This window comes from Kitasatospora sp. MBT66, assembly GCF_000710405.2.
GTDB classification, from domain to species: domain Bacteria; phylum Actinomycetota; class Actinomycetes; order Streptomycetales; family Streptomycetaceae; genus Kitasatospora; species Kitasatospora purpeofusca.
The window spans coordinates 123064-138887 of the sequence record NZ_JAIY01000001.1 but is presented as its reverse complement, the minus strand read 5'-3'; the positions used below and the strand labels follow the sequence as shown (position 1 = coordinate 138887).

At 74.1% G+C, this 15824-nt stretch carries 9 protein-coding genes; 2 read left to right on the top strand and 7 right to left on the bottom strand.

The features are described 5' to 3' along the window. The first annotated feature begins 105 nt into the window (after positions 1 to 105). Both BI06_RS00650 and BI06_RS00645 read left to right on the top strand, forming a co-directional pair. Positions 106 to 1386: a cation:proton antiporter gene (locus BI06_RS00650; protein ID WP_043463662.1), complete on the top strand. Its 1281-nt coding sequence runs from the start codon at positions 106 to 108 to the stop codon at positions 1384 to 1386. Next, a complete protein-coding gene (locus tag BI06_RS00645) occupies positions 1383 to 1973 on the top strand; it encodes a nitroreductase family protein (protein WP_051740048.1) in 591 nt (196 codons plus the stop codon). The genes BI06_RS00650 and BI06_RS00645 overlap by 4 nt, the downstream gene beginning before the upstream one ends. A gap of 43 nt (positions 1974 to 2016) precedes the next feature. Here BI06_RS00645 and BI06_RS50140 read toward each other — a convergent pair whose 3' ends face one another. The 7 genes from BI06_RS50140 to BI06_RS00610 all read right to left on the bottom strand — a co-directional run bounded on the left by BI06_RS50140 (position 2017) and on the right by BI06_RS00610 (position 15444). Then, positions 2017 to 3192 (bottom strand): transcriptional regulator, encoded by a 1176-nt coding sequence (locus BI06_RS50140; RefSeq protein WP_158516356.1) that lies wholly within the window; start codon positions 3190 to 3192, stop codon positions 2017 to 2019. Positions 3193 to 3369: 177 nt separating this feature from the next. Beyond that, positions 3370 to 4584: a hypothetical protein gene (locus tag BI06_RS00635; protein ID WP_043463655.1), complete on the bottom strand. Its 1215-nt coding sequence runs from the start codon at positions 4582 to 4584 to the stop codon at positions 3370 to 3372. Then, on the bottom strand, positions 4581 to 9176 hold the full coding sequence (locus BI06_RS45745) for an SNF2-related protein (RefSeq protein WP_149030203.1): 4596 nt from the start codon (positions 9174 to 9176) through the stop codon (positions 4581 to 4583). The genes BI06_RS00635 and BI06_RS45745 overlap by 4 nt, the downstream gene beginning before the upstream one ends. Before the next feature lie 127 nt (positions 9177 to 9303). Then, on the bottom strand, positions 9304 to 11430 hold the full coding sequence (locus BI06_RS00625; RefSeq protein ID WP_051740046.1) for a DEAD/DEAH box helicase: 2127 nt from the start codon (positions 11428 to 11430) through the stop codon (positions 9304 to 9306). A 330-nt stretch (positions 11431 to 11760) separates the two neighbouring features. Continuing rightward, positions 11761 to 13548, bottom strand: a complete 1788-nt coding sequence (locus tag BI06_RS00620; protein WP_043463652.1) for an AsnC family protein — start codon at positions 13546 to 13548, stop codon at positions 11761 to 11763. A gap of 123 nt (positions 13549 to 13671) precedes the next feature. Beyond that, on the bottom strand, positions 13672 to 14304 hold the full coding sequence (locus tag BI06_RS00615; RefSeq protein WP_043463649.1) for a hypothetical protein: 633 nt from the start codon (positions 14302 to 14304) through the stop codon (positions 13672 to 13674). A 96-nt stretch (positions 14305 to 14400) separates the two neighbouring features. Continuing rightward, positions 14401 to 15444 carry a Scr1 family TA system antitoxin-like transcriptional regulator gene (locus BI06_RS00610; protein ID WP_043463646.1) on the bottom strand — a complete coding sequence of 348 codons (1044 nt, stop codon included), beginning with the start codon at positions 15442 to 15444 and terminating at the stop codon, positions 14401 to 14403. Between the last annotated feature and the right edge of the window lie 380 nt (positions 15445 to 15824).

The window sequence follows — 15824 nt, the reverse complement described above, 5'->3', positions numbered from 1 at the left end:
CCTCGACGCCGCTGCCGTCGAGCAGCTGCCCGCCCTGCATGTCGATCCCTGCCCGGCCGCTCGCGGAGCCCGCACCCCAGGCCGGCCCTTCGCCCGGAGACCCTGTTGTCCACTCCGCTCTCGCTCGTCCTCCTCGCCGTCCCGGCCGTGGTGCTGGCCTGCCAGGCCGGCGGCTGGGCCGCCCGCCGCCTCGGCCAGCCGCCCGTCATCGGCGAGATGGCCGTCGGCATCCTCCTCGGCCCCTCCCTGCTCGGCTGGCTCGCCCCCGGCCTCCAGCACACCCTGCTGCCGGCCACCGTCCTGCCCTACACCTCGGTGCTCGGCAACATCGCCCTGCTCGCGTTCCTCTTCCTCGTCGGCCTGGAACTCGACCTCCGCTCCTTGCGGACCACCCGCCGAGCCGTGGCCTCCGTCGCTGCCGGGAGCATCCTGCTGCCGCTCGGTCTCGGCGCCGGGCTCGCCGTCGTGATGTACCCGGCCCTCGCCCCGCCCGGCGTGCAGCGGCTGCCGTTCGTCCTGTTCGTCGCCACCGCGCTGTCCATCACCGCGGTCCCCGTCCTCGCCCGGATCCTCACCGACCGGGGCCTGGCCACCACGCGCCTGGGCGCCTTCGCCCTCGCGTGCGCGGCCACCGACGACGCGCTCGCCTGGTGCCTGCTCATCGCCGTCACCGCCCTGGCCACCGCCGGCTCCCCGCTCGACGCGCTCACCGCCCTCGCGCTCACCGCCGCCCTCACCGCAGCCCTGGCCCTGGCCCGCCAGGTCCTGAAGCGGATGCTGGAGCGCGCCGCCCGCAGCTCGGAAGACCTGGTGACGGTGCTGCTGGTCGCCGGGCTGCTCCTGGCCGCGTGCGCCACCGACCGGATCGGCGTCCACCCCGCCTTCGGAGCGTTCCTGTTCGGCGCGACGGTGCCGCGCGGCCTGCTGGCCGTCGAGCGCACCGCCGCCCGCCTCCAGGCGGTCTTCGTCCCGGTGCTGCTCCCGCTGTTCTTCGTCGACCTCGGCCTGCACACCGACCTCGCCCACCTCCCGGCCGGCCAGTGGGGCTGGGCCGCCCTGGTCCTGGCCGTCGCCGTGGCGGGCAAGTGGATCGGCGCCGCCGGGGCGGCCCGGCTGGCCGGCTGCGACTGGCGGTGGTCGGCGCTGATGGGCACCCTGATGAACTGCCGCGGGATCACCGAGATCGTCGCCCTCGGCATCGGCCTCCAGCTCGGCGTCATCTCCACCAACCTGTTCACGATCATGGTCCTCATGGCCGTCGTGACCACCGCCGCCACCGCGCCCCTGCTCGACCGCCTCACCCGCGGCGCCCCCGACCTGACGACCCCGGGCCCCATCGAGGTGCCGGTCACCGCCCAGCCCAGCACCCCGGGAGCAGCCCGGTGACCTCCACCCCCGACACCCGGCCCGCCGCAGCCGGCACCGAGACGGCGATCCGCACCCGGCGCAGCACCATCCGCCTCACCGGGCCCGCCCCGGGCGAAGCCGAACTCCTCGACCTGCTGGCGGCCGCGGCCACCGCGCCCGACCACGGGCAGCTGCGCCCCTGGCGCGTGATCGCGATCTGCGGCGACGCCCGGGCCCGGCTCGGCGAAGCCGCCGCCGAGGCCGCGCCCACAGCCGACCTGGCCGAGCGGATCGCCGCCAAGCACCTGCGCGCACCGCTGATGCTCGGCCTCGTCTTCCAGCCCCGCGACCACCCGACCATCCCGCGCTGGGAGCAGATGGCAGCGACGTCCGCGATGGCCACCACCCTGCTGCTGCTCCTGGACGCGCGCGGCTGGGGCGGAGTCTGGTTCGGCGGCCCCTGCCCGGAGGCGCCGCAGGTCCGCAAGCACCTCGGCATCGGAGACGACGAGCAGCTGCTCGGCTACCTGTACGTCGGCACCCCGGTCCCCGGCGAGGCGGCCCGGCCCCGCGCGGCGATCGACGTCCGCTCCAGGCTCAGCTGGCTCGGCTCCACGGCGGCCTGACCGGCTTCCTGACCACCGGCTGCCCGGCCCGGTCGGCCCGGGGTCAGAAGTCGTGGAGCGGCCCGCCTGCGGCGGCGTCGGCCAGGCGCCGCGCCAGCCGGCGGCTCTTGAGGTGCTGCGCCGTCGTCTTCGCCTTCGCCAGCAGTTCCTCCCGCTCCGCCCGGTCCCCGCGCAGCCGGGCCAGCTCGGCACCGGTGATCAGCAGCTCCACGCTGTCGCGCGTGCGCTCCGGCGACAGGCCCATCGCCACCTTGAGCGCCTGCCCGCCCTCCTCGACCAGCCCGGCCATCGCCAGCGCCCACGCGGCCTGGCCTTCCAGCTCCGGGCGGTCCAGCCACGCCAGCCACCGCGGGTCCGACCCGCTCCCGGCCCGGTTGAACGCCGCCCGCGCCCGCTCCACCGCCGCCCGGCACTGGCCGGCGTCCCCGTTGTAGGCCCAGGCCCTCGCCTCCGTCACCGCGACATACGCCCGCACCAGCGCGGGAGAGCCGGTGGCCGCGACCACAGCGCTGCGGGCGTGGGTCAGCACCTCCCGGCCGTCCCCTCGCACCGCCGCCAGCCGCGCCTGGTGGATGCAGCCCCGGGCCAGCCGGCCGCGATCACCGATCGCCTGCGCCATACGCATCGCCTGCACGTCGTACCGCTGCGCCAGGCCCGTGAGTTGGTCGTCGTAGGCCATGCTCGCCAGCACGAGCACCGCGTCGGTGACGCTGCCGAGCAGCCGCCGCCCACGCCCGGTGCTGTACCCGCCTTCGAGCAGCGGGACGGCGTGAGCGGCCAGGAAGCCGGCGAACGCCGAGCGGAACTTCCCTCCCCCGTGCCGGGCGTCCGACCTGCCGTACAGATCGGTTTGTAAGTCCAGAAACTCGATGTCCGCCACGGTCACCCGGTACTGCCCGGACCCTGCGATCTTGGTGTCGGGCAACATGACCAGCGCCTCCATCGGCGGAGGCGTCGCGGCGAACGGCATCGTTCGTACCGACGCGCTTTCGGGGACGGCGTCCATTTGCCACAGCCGGCTCAGCATCCGTACCGCGTGGGTCAGATCGCCGTACTGGAGCGCCTGCTCGGCGACCCTCACATCCTCGGGGGGCCACCCCAGGCGCTCGGGCGTCACTGGGCGCTTGCACGCCTGGGCGAGGACGTAGCACGCCGCGGCCGCCAGATCCGGCCCCGGGTGCGCCCCCGCGCACCATCGCGACACCGTGCTGGTGCTCACGGACCGGGGGTGGCCGGTGGCCGCGCAGCGCTCCCGGATCCGCTGGGCGAAACCCGACATCGACCACCCGAGTTCATCCCGCACGATCCTCTCGAGCTCCGTGTTCCTCTGCGAGGTGCCGCTCACCGGCACCGACCCGCTCATGCGGATGCCGCCGGAACCTGGATGGCCGTCAGCTCAGGCATGCCGGCCTCGGTCCTGGGAGAGCCCCTTCGTGCGGATCCGGCGGGACGCGAGAGCGTCGCGGTACGCGCCCGCGGCGTCCTGAGCCGCCGGCCCGGCGAGCCTCCAGTCGCCGTCGGCCGCCGTGAACGGGTGCCAGTTCCCGTCGGGGTCGACGCGGACCTGGACGCCGACGAGCGTGTCGGTGATCCGGTTGCCCTCGGCCGACAGGGGTGCCCGGCTGGCGGGCCGGAGCGGGGCGATGGCCCGCTGTGCTCGCTCCAGCAGGGCCGGGTTGGCGGGGAGGTCTGTCCGGGCGGCCCGCACTCCGGCCGCGCCGGCCACCTTGTGGGCGGCCAGCAGCAGGCGCAGTTCGTCGGGTTCCAGTCCGAGGTGGTGCGCGAGGTCGGGTACTTTCCCGGCGGCGGGCAGGGCAACGGCGATGCGGACGGCGTCGCTGACCGGGTCGTTGTCCAGCGTGCCGCGGCCCGCCAGGAGGTGCCGGGCCTCGTCGGCCGCGAGGGCGGCGAGGTGGCGCAGCTGGGCGAGCGCGGGGGCGGGTTCGGGTGAGGCGGGCAGCGGCGCGTCGGCGAACGTGACGGCGTTCGGGTCCTGGAGGGGTTCGGATGCCGCGGGGGTGCTGGGCAGCGCGGCCGGCCGGGCCTGGAAGGCCTGGTGGGCGGGGACGAGCGCGGTGTACTGGTGTTGGCGCTTGGGGCGGGCGCCGGGGGCGTGGTCGTGGAGGAGCTGGGTGAGTCGGTGTTCGCGAAGCCCCCGTAGGAGAAGGAGGAGGGCGGAGTCGGCGTCGAGGCGGTCGGTGACGGCGTGGGCGAGGGCGGCGGTGTGCCGGCAGGGTGCCTGGCCGCAGGAGCAGTCCCAGGTGAAGTGCCCGGGGTCGGGGGTGATGTTGATGCCGCCGGTGTGGTCGGAGTCGGTGAGTGCTGCCGGGAGGTGTCCGGCGAGCAGCAGTTCCCGGTGCGTGCCGGCCGCGAGGGCGGCACCGAGCGTGGCCTGCTCGTCGGCGGTGAACGGCACGAGGTCCAGCTGGGCGCGGGCCGGCTCGTCCTGGTGGGCGGTGACGAGCCCGGTTGCTCTCCCGGCGGCCAGGTTCAGGTCGCCGACTTCGCCCGCGAGGTGGATCGCGCTTGCCTGGAGGAAGGTGTGCTGGTGGAGGGCGGCCTGCTGCGCGGCGAGCTGCCAGGCCAGGGCCCACGGGCCGTGCGGGTTCATGGGCGTGCTCCGAGGGTGATGAGGTCGGCGAGTTCGCCGTTCGAGAGCTCTCCGAGCGCGGTCTCCGCGGCATGGGGCACGGCGGCGTCAGCCAGGATCCGCTTGTGGTGAAGGAGGGCGTCGACGCGGTCCTCGACCGTCAGCTCGGTCGTCAGCCGGTGGACGCGGACCGTGCCGTCCTGGCCGAAGCGGTGGGCGCGGTCGGTCGCCTGGTCCTCCACGGCCGGGTTCCAGGGACGGTCGTAGAGGATCGCGTCCGTGGCACGGGTGAGCGTCAGCCCGATGCCGCCAGCCTTCATCGTGCTGATCAGGACCGGGCTGCGCCCGTCCTGGAAGGCATCGACGAGATGCTGCCGCTTGGGACCGGGCGGGACGCCGCCGTGCAGGAACAAGGGTGCGATGCCCTGCGCCTTGAGATGGGCGACCAGCAGCCGCCCCATCACGGCGTAGTTGGTGAACACCAGCGCGCCCCCGCCGCTCTCCTCCTGGAGGACCTGCTCGACGAGCTCGTCGAGGGCCGCGAGCTTGCCCGAGCGGCCCCGCGCCGCCGGCACGTCGTAGGTGCCCGGCTCCTGCGGCTCCTCGCGCAGGTAGTGGGCGGGGGAGTTGCAGATCTTCCGCAACTCGGACAGGAGCGTCAGGACCAGGGCGTGCCGGTGCGGCGACTCGGCGGTGCGGATGCGCTCCATCGCCTCCTGGGCCACCCGCTCGTACAGGACGGCCTGTTCGGGCGTCAGCGGGATGCAGCGGTGGGAGATGATCTTCGGGGGGAGTTCCTGGAGGATGTGGGCGTCGCTCTTGCGGCGGCGCAGCAAGAACGGGCTCATGAGCCGGGACAGGCGGCGGGTCGCCTCGCCGCCGGGGTCCGCCTCGATCGGCCGGGCGAAGCGCTCGCCGAAGGCGCGCACTGTCCCGAAGAGGCCGGGGTTGGCGAGGTCGCAGACGGCCCACAGGTCCAGGAGGCGGTTCTCAAGCGGGGTGCCGGTGAGCACGATGCGCCGTGTGCTGCGGATGCGGCGCAGGGCGCGGGCGGTGAGGCTCAGGTGGTTCTTGGCGAACTGTGCCTCGTCGACGATGAGGAGGTCGACCGGGAAGCCGGCCAGGGCGTCGATGTCGCGCAGCAGGGTGCCGTAGGTGGTGATGACGACCGTGTCCGCGGTGACGCCCTCGAGGGTGCGTTCGGGGCCGTGGTAGATACGGGTCGGGGTGCCGGGGGCGAAGCGGGCGATCTCGCGCTGCCAGACGGTGATCATGCTCGCCGGTGCGACGATCAGGTCCGGGTGGGGCCGGGCGGTCTGTTCCCGGCGGTGAAGCCGCAGCGCGAGGGTCTGGACGGTCTTGCCCAGGCCCATGTCGTCGGCCAGGACGGCGCCGAAGCCGAGGTTCAGGGTGTGGGCCAGCCAGCTCATGCCGCGTTCCTGGTAGTCGCGCAGCGCGGTGGTCAGGGCGGCGGGCGCGGGCACGGGTTCGCGGGCACCGGGGCGCAGCGCTTCGACCAGGTCGGCGAGCGGTCCGGCCGGATCGCAGGGGTGGTCCACTCCGTCGACGGCGGCGGTGCCGGTCAGCGCGGCGTCCAGGGCCTGCGGGACGTCGAGGGTGCCGATGTCGCGGTGGCCGGCGCGGTGGGTGGTGGGCCTGTCGAGAAGGACCCAGCGCCGCCGCACCTGCTGCAGCGGCCGGCCCGAGGCGGCCATGGCGTCCATCTCCGCCTCGGTGAGGTGGTCGCCGTCGAGGGCGAGCTGCCAGCGGAGGTCCAGCAGGTTCGCGAGGCCGAAGCGGTGCGGGGCGTCGGTCGCCTCGGGGACGGGTCGGGAGCCGACGACGGTGCGCAGCTGCAGCCCCATCGCCCAGTGCCTGGGCCAGGCGACCTCGACGCCAGCCCGGGTGAGGCGCTGGCCCATCTCGCCCAGGAGCAGAGCCGCTTCGGCGGGACGGACGGTGAACCGGCCGGGCCGCTCCTGCTCCAGCAGCCGGCCCAGCGGCGGCCAGGCGGGCTCGGCCGCCCGCAGCGCGCTTCGGACCCGCTCCAGCCGGGCCAGGTCGCAGCCCGCGACGGGCAGGTACTCCGCGGCGGGGACGAGGTGGAGGCGCCCGCCGCGCGTGGTGGCGGTGCGCACGCCCAGATGGGCCCACAGCAGGTCGGTGTCCAGGGGGCTGCCCTCGGACGGCTGCCGGATGGTCAGGACCAGCGCCGGCAGCCGGTGGCCGATGCTGCGCTCCACCTGGTCGCACCAGGAGCGGAACCGCGGTTGCTGCGGGCGAGGGACCGGGCCGCTCCACGGACCGGTCCCCAGGACTGCGGCGGCACCGGGCCCGCGGACCACCGCCTCGGCCACGGCGTCCAGGTACTGGCGCAGCACGGTGCGCGGCGCCCACAGCCGGTACGGCGCGCGGGCGGCCGGCACGCAGTGGGCGTGGGCCGGCATCGCGTCGGCCAGCCCCGCGGCCTCGGCGGCCAGCCCTGCGGGGAGCGGGCCCAGGCGCCACACGTCGCGGTCGCCGGCGTCCAGAGTCGGGTAGAGCAATCCGGCCGCGATCGCGGTCAGCGCGAGCCGGGTCGCCCGCGCCCACAGCAGCACCGACGGATGCAGGCCCTGGTCCGACAGCCGGGCCAGGACGCCGGTCAGCAGCCGCACCGGCACCCGCCAGACGGCAACGGCCACCGCCCGAACGCCCACGCCCATGTGCGGGAGGACCAGTTCCATGCCGGCCTCCAGCAGCGGTGCGGGGCAGCCGCCCGGCAGAGCAGCGCCGTCCACCCGGAACACGGCCATCGCCACACCGCCGTCCACCGGCTCGGCGACCATCGCCGCACCGTCCAGCAGCACTTCGCACACCGCCCGCTCGGCCGCCACCACCTCGGCGGCGCTCGCCGCCGGAGCGCGGCGCTGCGCCGGGACCGGCACGGGCTCGGGGGCCGGTGGTGCGGCCGGCGCGGTGACGGTGGCGGGGAGGGGGACGGTGCCGAGCAGACGCAGCAGGGCTCGTGCGGCCTCGCGCCGGGCAGTCTGCTTGCCGACGGCGCGGGCGGTGGCCGAGTAGGCGGCGCCCTGGACGCGGCAGGAGAAGGTGCAGGGGAGCCGCGGGCTGTGGGCCGGGCCGGTCGGAGTGCCGACATCCTCCGTCACGTCGGTGATCGTCCGCCGGTCGCGCAGCACTTTCAGCACCCGCAGCGGATCCCGGCCGTCGGTGAGCTCCGGCGGGGCCACCATCCTCACCGGCAGTTGTGGTGGCTGCTTGGGGTGGGGGTCGAGCGTGGGGAGGTCGAGAACGAGCCGCAGCATCGCGTCCGCCGCCTTGACCCGGGCGCCTGCGGTGCTCGCCCCACTCCCGCGGGACTTGAGGTCTCGGCCTCCGGCGCTGCACGTGATACGGCAGTTGAACATCAGCGAGGTGCCGGTCAGCTCGTCGTCGTCCTCGATCCGCAGACCGGTCAGGAGCATCGCCTGCTCCATCTCGCGCAGCGTGGCGATGCTGTCCTTGCCTCCCTGCGGGTCTGCGGCGGCCGGTCCGGCGAGGTCGGGCGTGGGAAGGCCGGCGAGGTCTGCCAGCAGGCGGAGCGCGGCGACGGAGAGGGCCGTCGTCGGCGAGCGGTAGAGGCCGCTGGTCACCTGGTGCACGTACTCGCCGACCTCGTAGACGACTCGGACGGCATGGAGCTTCCCCAAGTCGGCGGGGTCCGCGGCCGGCTCCTGTTGGTAGACCGGCCTGCGGGCCCCTGCCTCCTTGGCGTGGGCTTTCAGCACGGCCTGGGCCTTGCCGGGGGCCGCCGCGGCCTCCAGCGCGGTCCGGCGTACCGGCTCCCACTGCGGCCCGGCGGCCAGGAACAGGACCAGGTGGAGGTCGCGAGCTGCCAAGGCGCCCGCGCGGACCCGGGCGGAAATCTCGGCCAGGACCGCCGGCGCCACCGTCTCCAGCGCGCACAGCCGCAGCAACTCGGTGTGGAACGCCTCCGGAGCAGCGGCCGGAGATTCCGCCGCCGGCTTGGCACCGTACGGCGACCAGCCGTCCCCATCCGGCTCCACCTGTGCGACCGGGTGGGCTCCGCTGAGGTGTCCGAGCAGGCTCAGGACGGCCAGGTCCTGCGCCGCCTCCAGAGTGTGGGAGAAGGCCGCGGCACCGTGGGCGAAGCCGCTGTCCGAGCGACAGGCGGCCTGGACGGCCACTCCGTCCCCGGACATCGGGACCTGGCGGACCACCAGCCGGGCGGACTTGTCGGTGGCCTGGTGGTGGGCGGTCAGCACGGCGGCCGCCTTGTGCGGTGCCGCTGCCATCGCCTCCCACGCCGCGACAGCCAGCGGCATGACGCCGGGTACCTTGTCGCCGAGCAGCAGGGCGCGCAGGTACGGTGCGCGGACCCGGCCGGCGCTCACCCGCAGCACCAGCTCGTCCCTGAACGGCTCCGGCACGACGCCGTCGGCGCAGACCGCTCGCAGCAGCCGCCCGAAGACGCGGTCCTGGAGGGCGCTGAAGTCCGTTGTGGGGTCCGCCAGGAGCCTCATCTCCTCCTTCAGGCGGGTCTTCTCCTCCTTCCGCTTCTTGAGCTGGAGGTACTCCGCAAGCTCGGCCGGGCCGTCCATTCCTCCGGTCATGCCGGGCGTTCTCCATTCAGGGGCGGAGCGGCGACGCCGCTGCGGCAATCTGCAGCCGTGCGGCCAGATACCGGCGCACGGGGAAGGGCTCCTCGCAGCGGCACGGCGATCAGGGCGGACCTCACCGTCAGCGCTCGGCGGTAGAGGCATGCGTGGGGTCGAGTCCAGGAGGATTCGGAGCGTCCCTCGGGAGGGGGATGTCTGCTCCCACCGCGACGAGTTCCGCTCGGTGCTCATCGGGGAGCTGTCCCCGGCGGGCCTTGACGAGGACGGCGTTGAACCAGGCGCCGAGCTTGTCGCCATCAGGTGTGACGTAGCTCTGCACCACGCGTCGGCGCCCGGTGCCGCCGATGTACTGCCGTAGGAGCTTCATCCAGGCTTGACGGCGCCGCTCCAGGTCACTCACGACGAAGCCCAGGTCGTCCAGTTGCTTGCGCTGGGCGGGGGTGTAGCGGTCGTAGTCCTTTCGGGCATGCTGGACGCGATAGCCGAGCCTGCGGCCTTCGGGGGTGACGTGAGCGTTCGGAACCAGCAGATCCCCAAACTCCTTCTTGAACGCGGCCAGGTCGGTGATGAACTGGTCCCAGGCCGCGTCGAGCATGTTCCAGACCACACCGAGTTCGTCCAGGCGCTGACGGATGGCGGGGGGCAGGTGGCCAGGCCTCCTCCTGATGTTGGCGAGCCACCTGCCGGCCATGACCCCAGCGGGGCTGACCCAGTCCGGGGGGACGAGAAGATGGCCCTCCTCGGCCTTGAAGGCGGCCAGCGCGTCCAGGATGTGTTCGCGGCGGGAGGCAGAGGCGTCGAGAGCAGACACCCTGATCGCCTGGACGAATCTCTCCGGGACCGCGTTGCCCTCAAAGGAGATCCAGTCCGGGAGCGAGGAGGTCGGGCCGCCCCCGGAGTCCGAGTGGGTGGTGTGGCGGCCCCGTCTGGCACGGTCGAGCGTCACGCGAACCCGGTCGTCCACCGCAGCCATGGCCATCACCGGTGCCAGCACTGCTGACGCGGAGGCAGCCTCCTGCCCGTCGCCGTCGCTGGGACCGACAAGCGCGGGAATGATCACGGTGGCGGTCTTGGGCCTGCTCCGGTCACCGCGGCGCAGGGCGCGTCCGATGATCTGGATGAGGTCGATGACGGAGCCGCGCTCGTCGATGAGGGCAACCGAGTCGACTTCCGGTGCGTCGACGCCCTCAGTCAGGAGCTTCGCGTTGGTGACCACCATCAGGGCGTCGGTCCCGGTGCGCAGCCGGTCCAAGACTCGTCGGCGAGTCTCGCGCCGCTGCTCGCCGTTGACGTGTCCGGTCCACAGCGATGCCGGTCGTTCCTCCGCTGGCAGGTGCTCCATCGCCTGGTGGAGGACCAGCGCGAACGCCTTGGCGGCGGCGATCGTGGCGTGATAGGTGATCATCCGCTGGCAGCCGTATTTCGCTGCGGCCCGCAGGACCGCGATGGCCTTGGCGAAGACGGCGGCCTCGACGCTGCTGTGGCCGATCGTCAGATACTGACCGCCGTCGGAAACGAGCGCGCGGATGTCGTCGTCGGTGACAGTAGCGACGACCAGCCGGTAATCCGCGAGCAAGTCCCGCTCAATGGCCTGGCTGAACGGCAGGCTGTACGCGATGGGTCCGACCTGGTCCGGCCGGTCCAGGCTTACGGCCCGCTCGTCGTCCTCGCTTCCGATGACCGCCTTCAGCGTTGCTGTCATCGACAGGCGCAGCCGGGACGGGAGCAGCCGTTCGTCGTGGATCACGGACCAGCTGTTGTTGACGCCGACGGTGCGATGCGCTTCGTCGGCGATCACCAGGTCCCATGGCTGCAGCCCGTGGTCACGGTGGGCTGCAACCAGGGTGTGCAGGCTCTGGTAAGTGACCGCAGTAGTCACCCTGCGGTCAGGTCCCAGCTGGTGCGCGATGTCTGCGGGGTTGCTGCTGACGCCTGCGCCCGGCCCGCCGCGGAAGACCTGGGCCGACAGGAGCTCCTTGTCGGTACACACCGCCAGGATCTCGCCGAGCCACCTGCGGCCGAAGGCGTCGATCCACTGCTGCAGCATCTGGGAGAGAAGATCCAGCGTGGGCGCTCCGACGAGGATGTGGCCGCTTGGATGGTCGAGCATCGTGTTGACGACCGCTGCGGCAGTACGGCTCTTGCCTGTTCCGCAGGCCATCAGCAGCACAGCTTTGCGGTCTTGGGCGAGCACCTTGGCAACGCTTTCGGTTGCCTCCTCCTGGTGCGGCCACAACAGAGCTCCCACGTACGGTGCCTCTCCTGATCATTGGGATTGATGGTTGGTCCGGGCCCTTGACCGCCCGCTCTCACACGTGTGTCTGTCCGTGCTCGTCGTCCGAAATTTCGGAAAGTCCCCGCTGGCCTCCAGCGGGCGTGGTGGGCCGGATCGGCGAAGTGCTCGGCGAGGAGACCGCACGTCGTGCGCACCCCGTAGCGGGCCCGCAGCGCCTCGATGAGGCGGTCGGCGATCGCCGCTGGGTGACCCCGGCGGAGAGCTGGTCCAGCACTGTGTGCTCGGCATCGTCCGGCACGACGGTGACGGGCCCGGCGGTCGTCCCGTTGTCGAGGTCGGCGGTCACGACGGCTGTCCTGTGGTCAGAGCGCGCACGGCCGCGTCGAGGTGGGAGCGCCGGCCGGAGTCGAGGTACGGGGCGCCGTCGATCCACGGCCACCGCGACCCGGCCGGATGTCCCTGGGCCCGGTCGGCGAGGGAGGGGTCGAGCGCCGCACACACCCGCAGCACCTCCTCGGCGCGCCCGGTGCCGGAGCCGGGGGTGGACTCGTCGGGCACGGGCACCAGGACGGCGAGCGTGCGCGCACTGTCGCGCGGGTCGCGGGTCTCCAGGGCCCACTCCACGGCCTCACCCGCCGCGGCCCCGTCGTGCGGGACCAGGTGCAGCAACGCATCCGCGCCGGCTGCCCGCACCGGGCCGCTCGCCGCGAGCACCAGCAGTTCCTCGTGGCCCTCGGCAAACGACTGCAGCACCTGCGCCCGCTCCCCGGCAGGCAGGTCGGGGGTGATCGTGCCGGTCCACGAGGACACTGGGCGCCTCCAGCCGGGCAGGGCCTCGCCCGCCCGAGCCACGGCGTCGACGAGCTGCTGGCACGTCGTCGCCGAACCGCAGACGACCTGCACCCGCCGCAGGCCGTGTCGGCGCGCCGCCTCCAGGACCACCGCGGCCACCTCGTCCGGTGTCGCGGACACCGTCCAGGGAACGGCCAGCAGCCGGTGGCCGCGCACACGGCCCTGCCCGCCGGCGAGCGCGACGCTGCGCCGAACTGCTGTTGCGGTACTGATGAGCGGCACGGGGGTGTGGGCGGCGGTGAGGGCGAGGCGGGCCGCGGCGGGAAGCGCGGGGTCGGCTGCGGCTCCTGGTGAACGGTGCCCGGTGTTGGCGGGGCGGTGGGCGTCGACTGTGACGATCAGGTCCCATCGGGTGAGGGGGTGCCTGGGGGCGTGGTGCAGGGCGGTCAGCAGGTCCAGGGACTCGGGCGTCGCCACAACGGTGACCGGTCGGCGGGTGCCGGCCAGGTCGAGCAGGCCGCGTCGCGTCCACGCCAGTGCCCGTTCGTCGTCCGTGGGGTGGACGGGCCGGTGGCGCAGGCCCACCACGCTTCCCTCGTCCCTGCGGGCTCCTGCCCAGGTGTCCATCGCGCAGTCCCACCCGGGGCCGTCGTCGGCGACCACCAGGACCCGCGAGCGGTGGCCGGCGCGGGCATGGGCGACGGCCGCGGCCACGACCTGCTGCTCGGCGCGCGGGATCTGCGCGGTGGCGTGCGAAGTGGCGGCGAGGCGGGCGAGGACGGCCCGCACCGCCGGGGCGAGCGCGTCGGGAAGGTCCGGGGCGGGCAGCGGCAGTCCTGGTCGGGTGTCGCCCGGGCGCACCAGGCCCCGCATCGCCCCGAGCGCGGTCGCCTCGTGGTCGGTGGCCACATGCAGCAGCCGCCGAAGCCGGGCGGCCCGCGAGCTCACGGTGTCCTGGGTGAGGGCGAGCTCGGCGGCGGCCTCGGAGTGGGACATGCGGGCGAGCAGGCGCAGCAGCGCCCGGTCGGCCGGGTCGAGGTTCCACGGGTCCGTCACCTCACGGGGCAGGCAATGGGCGGGGACCAGGTCGGCTGCGGTGTACTGCGCGGTGATCTGGGGACGGAGGGAGGTGCCGCAGCGGTCCATCAGGGCGGTGATCTCCCGCCGGGCGGTAGCGCGCGCGGTCGCGCCGCTGTCGGTGATGCTGCGGATGGTCCCGCCGGAGCACAGCGCTTCGGCCCATCCAAGTGACCTACGGTCGCGCGGGAGCAGGTCGGCCAGCAGGGCCGCCCCGGTGGGGGCTGCGGCGCGGGTGGCGGGGTGCGTCAGGTGGATCACGGGCGTTCCTGTGGATCGGAGGACTGGACGGTGGACGGCGGCACGTGGTGCGTGCGGTGGCGGGGTCGGTCCCGTGTCCTCGGTGGGGTGGTCGGGCCGGGGCGGGCCGTGGGGGTGGTGGGGTCAGGTGGCACCGGTGGTGCACAGGTGGCCCGGGCGCGGTGGCTGGCCGGCGCCCACCGTGCGCACCGCGGCGCCGTCGGCCACGGCCGTGCCGCGCACGCCGATGTTCCATCCGCCGACATCGGCGAGGCGCAGCTCGACCGGTCCGTCGGGCTCCTGGCGGCAGCCGGTGGCATCCACCCGTGTGCCGTCGACGGTTAGGTGGCTGTGGGTGAACAGCCCGCAGGCTTCCTCGGCCGCGGAGGTGTCGGCGTTCCGCGGGGGCGGGCCCAGCGGGCAGGGCAGGCGCAGTTCGGCACACCGGCCGTCCGCGTAGCGGGTCACGGTCCCGGTGTAGCGCGACAAGCCGTCGACGCACCGGGTCAGGGCGCTGATCCGCTTCGGGGACTCGTCGGTGTCGAGCAGGACGACCGGCAGGCCGGTGGCGCGGCGCACCGCCTCGATCCTGTCGTCGAGGTCGACCTCGGGGGCGTCCTGGCCGAAGCCGGGGTCCAGTACCCGGCGGACGCCGTCCGGCCGGACGGGATGCAGCCACTCGCTCGCCCGCCGGCACAGGTCCGCGTCGAGGGCCGCGAGGTAGTCGGGGTCGAGAGCCAGGCGGCCGTTGCCCGGGTCGGGGAGGGAGCGGGACACGGCGGATCCGTTCGGTACGAGGGAGACGGGGGGACGAGGAGGGCGGTGCGTGTGCGGGCCCGAGAAGGGAGGCACTGGTCGGCCGGGTGCTCGGGGTCACCACGGCTGCCTGTCCGGGCGGCGCAGCGTGCCGTCCGCGGCCTTCTTCAGCAGCAGGAGGCTGGTGTCCGGATCGTGGGCGCGGTCGCGGGCGAAGCGCAGCGCGTGGTGTTCGCCGCCCAGGTAGCGGGTGTGCGTGCCCGCCGGGTTGGCGGTGATCGTGCGCCCGTCGAGGCCGAGTTCGACGGTGTCGAAGCGCAGTGCGGCGCCGCTGTTCAGCGGCACGACCCGGACCTGTAGCCGGGTGGTGCGGACGAGGTCGGCGAGGTGGGCCATCTGTTCGGCGTGCGCGCGCGAGCTGCCCGCGCCGCGGTGCAGCAGCGCCTCGTCAATCAGCAGGGTCGTCACGGGCCCGGGGCGTCGGATCCGCTGGTCGAGGGCCTCCTTGCGGGTGGCGGCGACGGCCTGCTTCCACACGGCGGCCACGTTCTGGTCCGCCAACAGGTCCGCCCGGTAGATCCGGCACACCTGGCAGCCACCGGTAGGCAGGATCCGCAGGACCTGCGAGGTGGGCGCCGGCGGCAGCGGTGCCTCGCCGCCCTCCATCCACATCCCCCGCTCCACCGCAGCGGTGCGCAGCGGACCGGGGATCGACGTCACCGCGGCCAGCAGCAGATGCTCGGCGTCCTGCTCCAGGAGCTGGTAGCGGTGGGCCGCACCCGCCCCGGCATCGGGCCACGCACGGCCGCCACCCTCACGGCCGGCTTCCGCCGCGCCTTGGTGGAAATCGGCGACGGCAACCGTGCCGGCGCCGTAGGCGCGCAGGAGGAAACGGAGGCGGTCGGCCGCGGCGGCCTCGCGTAGCACCGGGCCGTGCCCGGCCTCCAGGTCCGCGATGTCCCGGGAGGTGAGGCCCGGGAAGGCGGGGAGGCGGTCGGCGATGTCGCCGGGAGCGAGGTCCTGGCACTCGCGCAGGTGCCGCAAGTGGCGGCCGAGAACCAGGTAGCCCAGTCGGGGACTGTCGGAGTGCGGCGTGCCGAGGTGGTCGGGGTCGGCCGTCGGAGAGGCGTACGGGTCGAGGGGGGAGGGCGGGGAGGACACAGGGCTCCGTTCACGACAGCAGGTCAGCAAAGATGCATTTCAGACAAGGCGGCTATCTGGGTGGGCGGCGGGTGCGGTCGAGTGCGCGCAGTGCCGCCCGCGCGCCGGCCAGTTGTTCGAGGGCACCTCTCGTGTCCTGGGCGTGGCGCAGCCACCGGTCGAGGACGGCCCGCGCCCGCCGTCCGGAGGGTGTGCCGGCGAGCAGGTAGACGACGCGGCCAGAGCCGACTCGTCGAGGACGACGACCGACCCCTCCCCCACCGGGTCGGCGGTCCCCGGCGCGAAGCGGCTGCCGGCCGCGGTCGCGCCGAGCAGGCGGGCGTATTCGGGGGTGCGCAGCCCGCCGGGCACGAGCGTGCCGGCCGGGCGGCGAGCGCTTC

What these genes read in the sequence shown, in the direction of transcription:
- BI06_RS00635 (WP_043463655.1), bottom strand. Translation starts at nt 4,584, where the DNA reads ATGAACCCGCACGGCCCGTGGGCCCTGGCCTGGCAGCTCGCCGCGCAG.
- BI06_RS45745 (WP_149030203.1), bottom strand. Translation starts at nt 9,176, where the DNA reads ATGACCGGAGGAATGGACGGCCCGGCCGAGCTTGCGGAGTACCTCCAG.